This is a genomic window from Bacillus sp. NPDC094064, from assembly GCF_050279585.1.
Taxonomy (GTDB): Bacteria; Bacillota; Bacilli; order Bacillales; family Bacillaceae_G; genus Bacillus_A.
On the sequence record NZ_JBNNUI010000015.1, the window covers coordinates 71,558 to 81,214 of the forward strand.

Consider the following 9,657-nt stretch of genomic DNA (forward strand, 5'->3'; position numbering starts at 1 on the left):
AATGCCTAATAATCTCTCGTCTCTTCTTGTCGTAATAAAGGAAATTGTTCACGAATACTTAAAATGATAACGGAAAATTCAGATAAATAAAAGTAATACTTTAGTGGAGTACGGGCAGCCTGACTTTCTCCTATCGATTTTAGATGTTCTTTTTAACACAAAAATACCCCTTTAGATAGCTATATCTAAAGGGGTAAAATATTGCATCTTTATTTCAAATCTACCAAGATCCTACTCAACCGTAACAGATTTAGCTAAGTTACGTGGCTTATCAACGTCACACTCGCGGTGAAGTGCTGCGTAGTATGAGATAAGTTGTAATGGAATAACCGCTACTAGCGGTGCTAGTGCTTCGTGTACAGCTGGTAATACGAAGCTGTCTCCTTCCATTTCTAAGCCTTTCATTGAGATGATACATGGGTTAGCTCCGCGTGCTACTACCTCTTTCACGTTACCACGAATTCCAAGGTTTACGTGCTCTTGTGTAGCAAGGGCGATAACTGGTGTACCATTTTCGATTAAAGCGATTGTACCGTGTTTTAATTCTCCTCCAGCAAATCCTTCTGCTTGGATGTAAGAAATTTCTTTTAGTTTTAACGCACCTTCTAATCCTACATAGAAGTCTACGCTACGTCCGATGAAGAAGCAGTTACGCGTTGTTGCTAAAAATTGTTTTGCTAATGCGTCCATTTCTTCTTTTTGATCACAAAGTTCTACCATTGCATTTGCTACAAGTCCTAGTTCATGTGTTAAATCGAAATCAAGAACTTCACCTTTCGCTTTTGCAATGTCAGCAGCTAAAATTGAAAGTACTGCAAGCTGTGCTGTGTAGGCTTTCGTTGATGCAACTGCAATTTCTGGTCCCGCATATAACGGAAGTGTATAATCAGCTTCACGAGAAAGCGTAGAACCAGGTACGTTTGTAATTGTTAATGCTTTATGACCCATTTCGTTTGTTTGCACAAGTACTGCACGGCTATCAGCTGTTTCACCACTTTGTGAAATGTAAATGAAGAATGGTCTTTCTGTTAATAATGGCATGTTGTAAGAGAATTCGCTTGCTACGTGTACCTCAACTGGCATTTTTGCAAACTTCTCGATAAATTGCTTTCCAACAAGACCTGCATGATAACTCGTTCCACATGCAATGATGTAAATACGATCGCTATCCAAAATCGCATTGCGGATGTCTTGATCTAATTCAATTTCGCCATTTTCATCTTGATACTTTTGAATAATATTACGGATTACAAGTGGTTGCTCATCAATTTCTTTAAGCATGAAATGAGGATATGTTCCCTTTTCAATATCACTTGCGTCTAATTCCGCTGTAAACGGTGCACGCTCAATCGTTTCACCTTGTAAGTTTTTAATTGTAATGCTTTCTTTCGTTACGATTACGATTTCTTTATCCATTAACTCAATAAATTGATCTGTAACTTGTAACATCGCCATAGCGTCGCTCGCCACAACATTAAAGTTGTCACCAACACCTACTAATAGCGGGCTTTTGTTTTTAGCAACATAAATCATGTTTGGATTTTCAGCATCAAGTAATCCGATTGCATAAGAGCCATGTAAAAGAGATAGCGTATTACGGAACGCTTCTTCTACACTTAATCCTGTGCTCACTTGTTGTTCCATAAGTTGTACGATAATCTCTGTATCTGTTTCACTTACGAACGTTACATCTTGTAAATATTCCTTTTTCACTAACTCATAGTTTTCAATTACACCATTATGAACTAGTGTAAAGCGCTTTGATGTACTTTGATGCGGATGCGCGTTTACTTTGCTTGGAACACCATGTGTAGCCCAGCGTGTGTGACCGATTCCCACACTTGCCGCTACGTTCTCATCTACGATTTCACGAAGTTTTGCAATACGGCCTTTTTCTTTGTATACAACAACACCGTTATCTGTTTGTACTGCAATACCAGCTGAATCATATCCACGATATTCTAGCTTTTCTAAACCTTTTAATAAAATTTCCTTTGCATCTTGCTCTCCAATAAATCCTACGATTCCACACATGTTTAGTCGCCGTTACAAATGCTTACACTGCTCTGCGAACATGTAACGACATAGTCCGATACCATTTTTATTTATACTAAAAAACGGATTACATATTGCTAGCCCTGTAAGCTTGTAACGGCTTTCACCTTCCTTTCGATTGGGGGTTTAAGTCCGTATATACTTATACAGCTAGTTTTCATCCGTTCCTTTTCTCTCATCACACTCTCACCTTTGTCCATTAAGTCACCTTAATGTTTTAAGTGAAAATTTGCGGTTGTGATGAACAACCGAGAGTCATCCGCCGAAATCTCGATAAACTCCACCTCGTCAACTACACTACTTGTAGTTCTGGCGCTTTTATAATTTACAATATTTACTTTGAGAAAAAGAACAAGACAATCTTATAACAAACAATATAAACCGTCAATGAAATTTTTTTCATTGTCTATAAAACATATGAAAAAGGAGCACCTCTTGTGCTCCTTTTAAAACAAATTCAGCAAATTATTCGGCGCCAACTTCAGCTTTCACAACTTCTACAATACGGTGTACATAAGCATCACAAACTTCTTGTGTTGGTGCCTCTGCCATTACACGAATCAGTGGCTCTGTTCCAGATGGACGAACAAGAATGCGACCGTCGCCGTTCATTTCTTCCTCTACAACACGAATAATTTCTTTAATTTTTTCATTTTCTAATGCTAATTTTTTATCTGTTACACGAACGTTTACTAGTAATTGTGGGAATTTCGTCATCTCACCTGCAAGCTCAGATAATGGCTTTTTCGTCATTTTCATGATGTTTACAAGTTGAAGTGCGCTTAACATTCCATCACCAGTTGTAATGTAATCAAGTAAGATAATGTGACCTGATTGTTCTCCGCCCAGGTTGTAACCACCACGCTTCATTTCTTCCATTACGTAGCGATCACCAACTGCTGTTTTATCACTTGTAATATTGTTTGCTTCAAGTGCTTTATAGAAACCTAAGTTACTCATAACTGTTGAAACGACTGTATTATGCTTTAATTGACCAGTTTCTTTCATGTACTTCGCACAAATAAACATAATTTGATCGCCATCAACGATGTTTCCTTTTTCATCCACAGCAATTAAACGGTCGCCATCACCATCAAAAGCAAGACCGATGTCAGCACCTTTTTCTTTTACTAATTCAGCTAATACTTCTGGATGCGTAGAGCCTACTCCATCGTTAATATTCATACCATTTGGTGAAGTTCCCATTGTTGAAATATCCGCTTCCAAGTCTGCAAATAAGTATGGAGCTAAAGAAGACGTAGCACCATGTGCGCAATCTAAAGCGATATGTAAACCAGAGAAATCTTCCTCTACAGTTTGTTTAATATATTGTAAGTATTTTTGTCCACCTTCAAAGTAATCGCTCACTTGTCCAAGGTTCGTACCTGTTGGACGTGGTAGTTCATCAACCTCTTTGTCTAATAAAGCTTCGATTTCTGCTTCTTGCTCATCTGTTAATTTAAAACCGTCTGAACCGAAGAACTTAATTCCGTTATCTTGTACCGGATTATGAGATGCAGAAATCATCACACCTGCTTGTGCATCTAATGCTTTTGTTAAATAAGCAACACCTGGCGTAGAAATAACACCAAGTCGCATTACTTCTGCTCCAGTTGATAATAGACCTGCTACTAAAGCTCCTTCTAACATATGACCAGATACACGTGTATCACGGCCAATAATTACTTTTGGACGATCTGTATCTTTTGTTAATACATAACCCCCAAAACGTCCAATTTTGAACGCTAATTCAGGTGTTAACTCCTGATTCGCAACTCCGCGTACTCCATCTGTACCAAAATATTTACCCATTATGATTCGCTCCTTTTTCTGGCTCTTTTTGATTATCTCCTGTTGGTTCTTGACTAGTTTCTTTATCTTTTTCCTTTTCTGGATCAGGTTCAGGTTCAGGATTTTTTGGTTTTTCAGTTTGATTATCTTGTTGATTATTTGAATCCGCTTGTTCACCGTCACCCTGTACTTCTTTATCTGGCTTTTCTTTCTTCACAATTGTGACCTTAGCACTTTTTTGTTTTGGCTCTATTGAGATATTACCAGGACCGCTCACTTGAATCGAAATATCTTTCGTCCCTGGAGATACATTTTGCAAATTAATTACCGCTGTTATTTGAGCAGCTGTTATTTTATCTACTATACTTGCTTCTCCTGAAATATCAACGCTTATCTTTCCATCCTGTGGCGAAAGTAGCTGAGCAGTAATATCTTTAGAAACTCCATTTTTTTGAATCGGGATACCATCAATCGTTCTGGTTTTCGTTTGTTTCGTTTTTTGTACTCCTACGGAAACCTTCACTTGATTTGGCTTTGCACTTGTTACACCCTTCGGCAATAAAACAGAGGTATCGAATGTTGTAGACTCTGTCAATTGACTAAGATCTACTTCGACCCCCTCTATAGACTGTATATTATCCAAAACATCTTTTGGACCCGCTATCGTTACTTCCTTCGGCTCAACACTGATATTTGTAACGGCCAATCCTTCTGGTAAACTACCCTTCTTCGTATATGTTACAGGAACAGTTTTTTCAGTATTATTTGCTGTAGCTTGCGTTGCTACATTCAACGTTACACTAATTTTCGATGGATTCGTTCTTACATTTAAACGTTTTCCTTCTTTATTATATAGTGTAACTTCCGCTGTTTTTGTAACAGTTTTATTAACACCTTTTAAATCGATATATGCCTTAGCAGACGAAATACTTTCTATTTCTTCTTTCGTTCCCACTACCTCAACAGTATCGGGCTTAATATTTGATTTTTCAAGAGTAACACCTGGTGGCATTTGATCTTCATTTGATAATTTCAAATCTACATGAACATATTTTTTCGCTTTTTCATGAAGAGTGACCTTAATTTTTGATGGTTGAACTGTTCCTTTCACATCATCTGGAAGCCCGTTTGCTTTTAAAGAAACTTCATACGTTCCCTCTGGACGGTCTCTCAAGTCAACTGGTATGTCAAATTGGTTTTTGGCTTTTGCTGTAGCAACCGCCGCTTTTGGACCTTCTAACTTCACCTTGACTCCCTCTGATGGAATACCGCTGACAATATATTTCTCTTCATCATACTTAAGGTTAATAGCATAATTAGTTAATGTTTCTTTCGCTTCATTTACAAAAGGTAATATACCCGATGTCGTATTTTTTTCAGTTAAAGTCGCTGACATAAAAAGCATACACGCCAATAGTAATGAGATCCCTTTTAAAAACCAATGATTCTCCATTAACTTATCCATCACGCTTTCTCCTCCAATTCCATAAAGACGAAGAAGTCGTTTTTTCATTCGCACTAAATTCAGCTAACAGCATATCCTTCAGCTGTTCTGTCTTCAAATCACGATGTAACTTACCATTTTTCGTCAAAGAAATTTGGCCAGTTTCTTCCGACACAACTACTGTAATGCTATCAGTAACTTCACTAACTCCCATTGCAGCTCGATGCCTAGTCCCTAACTCCTTAGAAATAAACGGACTTTCCGATAATGGAAGATAACACGCTGCTGCTTTAATTGTACTACCTTGCATAATTACTGCTCCGTCATGAAGAGGCGTATTTGGAATAAAGATGTTAATGAGTAGTTCCGATGATACGTTTGCATTTAGCGGAATACCCGTTTCCACATAATCACCCATACCGGTCTCTTTTGACAAAGTAATTAATGCACCAATTCTACGTTTTCCCATGTATTCCGTTGCTTTTGCTACCGCTGTTGCAACCATTTCAGGTTCATCATCTCCATGAGTCCCCACACGCGAAAATAAACTCCCACGTCCTAGCTGCTCAAGTGCTCTTCGCAATTCTGGCTGAAAGATAATAATAACGGCTAAAAATCCCCACGTTAATACTTGTTCGGTTAGCCAATAAAGCGTATGTAATCCAAGGAAAATGCTGATCATCCGAACGACAATAATAACTGTAATCCCCTTTAAAAGTTGAACAGCTTTCGTCCCTCGGATTATAAGAATTAGCTTATATATAATAAACCATACAACGGCAATATCTAATACCGTACTAAGATATTTCAAAATGGTCGTATCTTCAAAAGGCATGCTAACCCTTCCTCCTACTTACGAGCAATTCTATCCATATATTGAAATATTGTTTTATGCTCTATCTGTATGTATTTCCAACAACTAGTTAATTATACCATACATGAAACAAACAACAATTACAAACAGCCCCCTTTAGTTTAAATTGGTAAGATGTCAAACATTCTTATCGTACAGTATAATCTAAATCATTATTATACGCCTATTTTCAAATAAAAAAAGCAACCTCTCGGTTGCTTTTCTTACATTTATTTTAGTTTTTCACCGAATAAAGAACCCATTAAAGCAACCGCTGTTGTTGCTGTTCTATTTCTCTCATCTAATATTGTGTTTACTTCAACAAACTCAGCAGATGTAACAATATCAGCTTCCGCTAACATTTCCATCGCTAAGTGGCTTTCACGATAAGATAGACCACCAATTACTGGCGTTCCAACTCCTGGTGCGTCATGAGGATCAAGACCATCTAAATCTAATGATAAGTGCACACCATCAGTATGAGATAAATACGCAATTGTTTCTTCCATAACAGCCGTCATACCTATACGGTCAATCTCATGCATTGAGAATACTTTAATACCCTCATTACGAATAAAGTCTTTTTCTCCTTCATCTAATGCACGTGCACCGATAATTACAACATTCTCTTTTTTCACCTTTGGATAAGCTCCATATAAATCTACAAGCGCGGGATGTCCATAACCTAAACTTGCTGCAAGTGACATACCGTGAATATTTCCAGACGGTGAAGTCTCTTCCGTATTTAAATCACCGTGTGCATCATACCAAATAACTCCTAAATTTTTATAATGCTTCGCTACGCCAGCTAGCGTACCGATAGCAATACTATGGTCACCACCTAATACAAGTGGAAAACGACCTTCTTCTATAATATGATCCACCTTACTTGCTAATTCATTACAAACAGTTGCAACTTGTGTAAGGTTTCTTAACTTTGTATTTTCATCTACTTCTTTTTCTCTCTCTATACATATATCTCCCATATCTTTAACGTCATATCCAATTTCTTCAATTCTTTCAATTACCCCTGCATAACGGATCGCACTCGGTCCCATATCAACCCCGCGACGCATCTGTCCTAAATCCATTGGAACTCCAATAACTGAGATTTCTTTTTTCATAGTTAGTATCCCCCTTTTATGCCTTCACTAAATATTTTAAATCTTTTATATAGTCTGACTCAACTCGACATTTTTCTGCATGGATATACAATTTATTCACTTGTATCCGCTTTAAAATCCAAATTTTAAGACTATTCTATGTATAAAGTTAACTTAATGAAACAACTACCATCATTATTATTAGATAATAATAAAAAACACTCCTACATTTAGAAGTGTTTTTCTGATGCTATTTTCCACACTGCTGCAATATTTTTTGCTGTTATTTCGACATTCTCTTCTGCTACTTTATATGCTTCTTCTAATGTCATCGGACTCGATGTAATACTAAATACCGCATCAATTCCTTTTTCGTAAACAGCAGAATACTTCGGGGATACAGATCCCCCAATAGCAATCACAGGAATATGAAAATGTTTCGCGCGCTCTGCAACACCTACAGGGGCCTTTCCATATGCTGTTTGTTCATCTATTCTACCTTCACCAGTTATAATTAAATCCGCATCTTCTATATGCTTATTAAAGTTTGTATAATCTAATACAATTTCAATTCCCCTCCGCAAGCTTCCTTTTAGCACTGCACTAACAGCTGCTCCCATTCCTCCCGCTGCTCCTGCACCAGGTATGTTAGATACATCAAAAGATAAATACCGTTTAAGGGTATTCGCATAGTGCTGTAAATTCTCATCCAGCTCTTTTTGCATCTCTACAGTCGCACCTTTTTGCCCCCCGAATACGAAAGACGCTCCCCTTACTCCAATTAACGGATTGTCTACATCACATGCCGCTTCTATCTTTGTATGTGATAGACGTGAATCCATTCGCGAAAAATTAATTGTTGCAATCGAATGCAACGTTCCTCCAGATGGTTCTATAACTTCCCCCTCTCCATTTATAAACCTGACTCCCAACGCTGACAACATACCTGCTCCACCATCATTTGTGGCACTTCCTCCAAGTCCCAACATAATATGCTCAGCCCCTTGTTCTAACGCATGTAATATAAGCTCTCCTGTCCCTTTTGTCGTTGTAATAAGTGGGTTTCTCTTTTCAATCGGGACGTGTTGTAATCCTGATGCTGCTGCCATTTCAATAAACGCTGTTTTGTTGTCCTTAGACATACCGTAAAAAGCTTGTACACGTTCTCTAAGCGGCCCTGTCACATCCAATAATATAATTTTTCCCCCTGTAGCATCCACAAGTGACTCAACCGTTCCTTCTCCTCCATCTCCAATTGGTAGGTTTACATACTCTGCTTTAGGAAAAATTGCTCTAAAACCTCTTTCAATAGCTTCACATACTTCTATAGCTTTTAGGCTCTCTTTATATGAATCAGATGCAATGACAACTTTCACAATTATCCCCCATCCTTTACTTTTACGTTTTCTTCATTGTAAACGAAAAATATGAAGATTGTCTTTTTAAGCACAAAAAAAAGCTTACATCATATGATGTAAGCTTTTTCTATTTAGATGGAGCCTAGCGGGATCGAACCGCTGACCTCCTGCGTGCAAGGCAGGCGCTCTCCCAGCTGAGCTAAGGCCCCTTAGTAATTAAGCGGAAGACGGGATTCGAACCCGCGACCCCAACCTTGGCAAGGTTGTATTCTACCACTGAACTACTTCCGCAAAAATGGTGAGCCATGAAGGACTCGAACCTTCGACCCTCTGATTAAAAGTCAGATGCTCTACCAACTGAGCTAATGGCTCGTAAATGGCTGGGCTAGCTGGATTCGAACCAGCGCATGACGGAGTCAAAGTCCGTTGCCTTACCGCTTGGCTATAGCCCATTAATATTTACTAGTATGGTTATCTTTTCAAAAAAATAAACCCTCTCAGGTTATTTTAAAGAAAATGGTGGAGGGGGGCAGATTCGAACTGCCGAACCCGAAGGAGCGGATTTACAGTCCGCCGCGTTTAGCCACTTCGCTACCCCTCCGACATTTAAATATATATGGTGGAGGATGACGGGATCGAACCGCCGACCCCCTGCTTGTAAGGCAGGTGCTCTCCCAGCTGAGCTAATCCTCCAAAAGTGGTGACCCGTACGGGATTCGAACCCGTGTTACCGCCGTGAAAGGGCGGTGTCTTAACCACTTGACCAACGGGCCAAAAAAGTTTTAAACCTATTCCCAAGCTTCCAACCGGGCTTGAACCGGTGACCTCTTCCTTACCATGGAAGTGCTCTACCAGCTGAGCTATGGAAGCATAATGGCTCCGCAGGTAGGACTCGAACCTACGACCGATCGGTTAACAGCCGATAGCTCTACCACTGAGCTACTGCGGAATAATATTAGCCTGGCAACGTCCTACTCTCACAGGGACAAGGTCCCAACTACCATCGGCGCTAGAGAGCTTAACTTCCGTGTTCGGTATGGGAACGGGTGTGAC

General features: G+C 39.0%; 6 protein-coding genes, 9 tRNA genes, 1 rRNA gene and 1 pseudogene. All 17 read right to left on the reverse strand.

The features are described 5' to 3' along the window. Positions 1–231: 231 nt before the first annotated feature. On the reverse strand, positions 232–2,034 hold the full coding sequence (gene glmS, locus ACQKNI_RS24900; protein ID WP_088232787.1) for a glutamine--fructose-6-phosphate transaminase (isomerizing): 1,803 nt from the start codon (positions 2,032–2,034) through the stop codon (positions 232–234). Positions 2,035–2,046: 12 nt separating this feature from the next. Continuing rightward, a pseudogene (locus tag ACQKNI_RS24905) lies at positions 2,047–2,234 on the reverse strand (hypothetical protein). Between the two features lie 286 nt (positions 2,235–2,520). Next, positions 2,521–3,867 carry a phosphoglucosamine mutase gene (glmM, locus tag ACQKNI_RS24910; RefSeq protein ID WP_000521487.1) on the reverse strand — a complete coding sequence of 449 codons (1,347 nt, stop codon included), beginning with the start codon at positions 3,865–3,867 and terminating at the stop codon, positions 2,521–2,523. Beyond that, on the reverse strand, positions 3,860–5,311 hold the full coding sequence (locus ACQKNI_RS24915) for a CdaR family protein (protein WP_088232786.1): 1,452 nt from the start codon (positions 5,309–5,311) through the stop codon (positions 3,860–3,862). Before ACQKNI_RS24915 ends, glmM begins: the two co-directional genes overlap by 8 nt. Continuing rightward, on the reverse strand, positions 5,304–6,125 hold the full coding sequence (cdaA, locus tag ACQKNI_RS24920; protein WP_088232785.1) for a diadenylate cyclase CdaA: 822 nt from the start codon (positions 6,123–6,125) through the stop codon (positions 5,304–5,306). The genes ACQKNI_RS24915 and cdaA overlap by 8 nt, the downstream gene beginning before the upstream one ends. A gap of 248 nt (positions 6,126–6,373) precedes the next feature. Beyond that, entirely contained in the window at positions 6,374–7,267 is an 894-nt protein-coding gene (rocF, locus tag ACQKNI_RS24925; RefSeq protein WP_088232784.1) for an arginase, read from the reverse strand. A gap of 209 nt (positions 7,268–7,476) precedes the next feature. After that, entirely contained in the window at positions 7,477–8,622 is a 1,146-nt protein-coding gene (locus tag ACQKNI_RS24930; RefSeq protein WP_088232783.1) for a glycerate kinase, read from the reverse strand. Between the two features lie 118 nt (positions 8,623–8,740). Then, positions 8,741–8,813 (reverse strand) — tRNA-Ala (locus tag ACQKNI_RS24935). Positions 8,814–8,823: 10 nt separating this feature from the next. Continuing rightward, positions 8,824–8,895 (reverse strand) — tRNA-Gly (locus ACQKNI_RS24940). A 5-nt stretch (positions 8,896–8,900) separates the two neighbouring features. After that, positions 8,901–8,976, reverse strand: a tRNA-Lys gene (locus ACQKNI_RS24945). Between the two features lie 5 nt (positions 8,977–8,981). Then, positions 8,982–9,056: transfer RNA gene (locus tag ACQKNI_RS24950), tRNA-Gln, on the reverse strand. A gap of 65 nt (positions 9,057–9,121) precedes the next feature. Beyond that, positions 9,122–9,205: transfer RNA gene (locus tag ACQKNI_RS24955), tRNA-Tyr, on the reverse strand. A 16-nt stretch (positions 9,206–9,221) separates the two neighbouring features. After that, positions 9,222–9,297 (reverse strand) — tRNA-Val (locus tag ACQKNI_RS24960). A 5-nt stretch (positions 9,298–9,302) separates the two neighbouring features. Next, a tRNA-Glu gene (locus ACQKNI_RS24965) sits at positions 9,303–9,377 on the reverse strand. 24 nt (positions 9,378–9,401) lie between these two features. Continuing rightward, positions 9,402–9,474: transfer RNA gene (locus ACQKNI_RS24970), tRNA-Thr, on the reverse strand. Positions 9,475–9,478: 4 nt separating this feature from the next. After that, positions 9,479–9,553 (reverse strand) — tRNA-Asn (locus ACQKNI_RS24975). 9 nt (positions 9,554–9,562) lie between these two features. Next, positions 9,563–9,657: ribosomal RNA gene (rrf, locus tag ACQKNI_RS24980) — 5S ribosomal RNA — on the reverse strand; the annotation flags it as partial.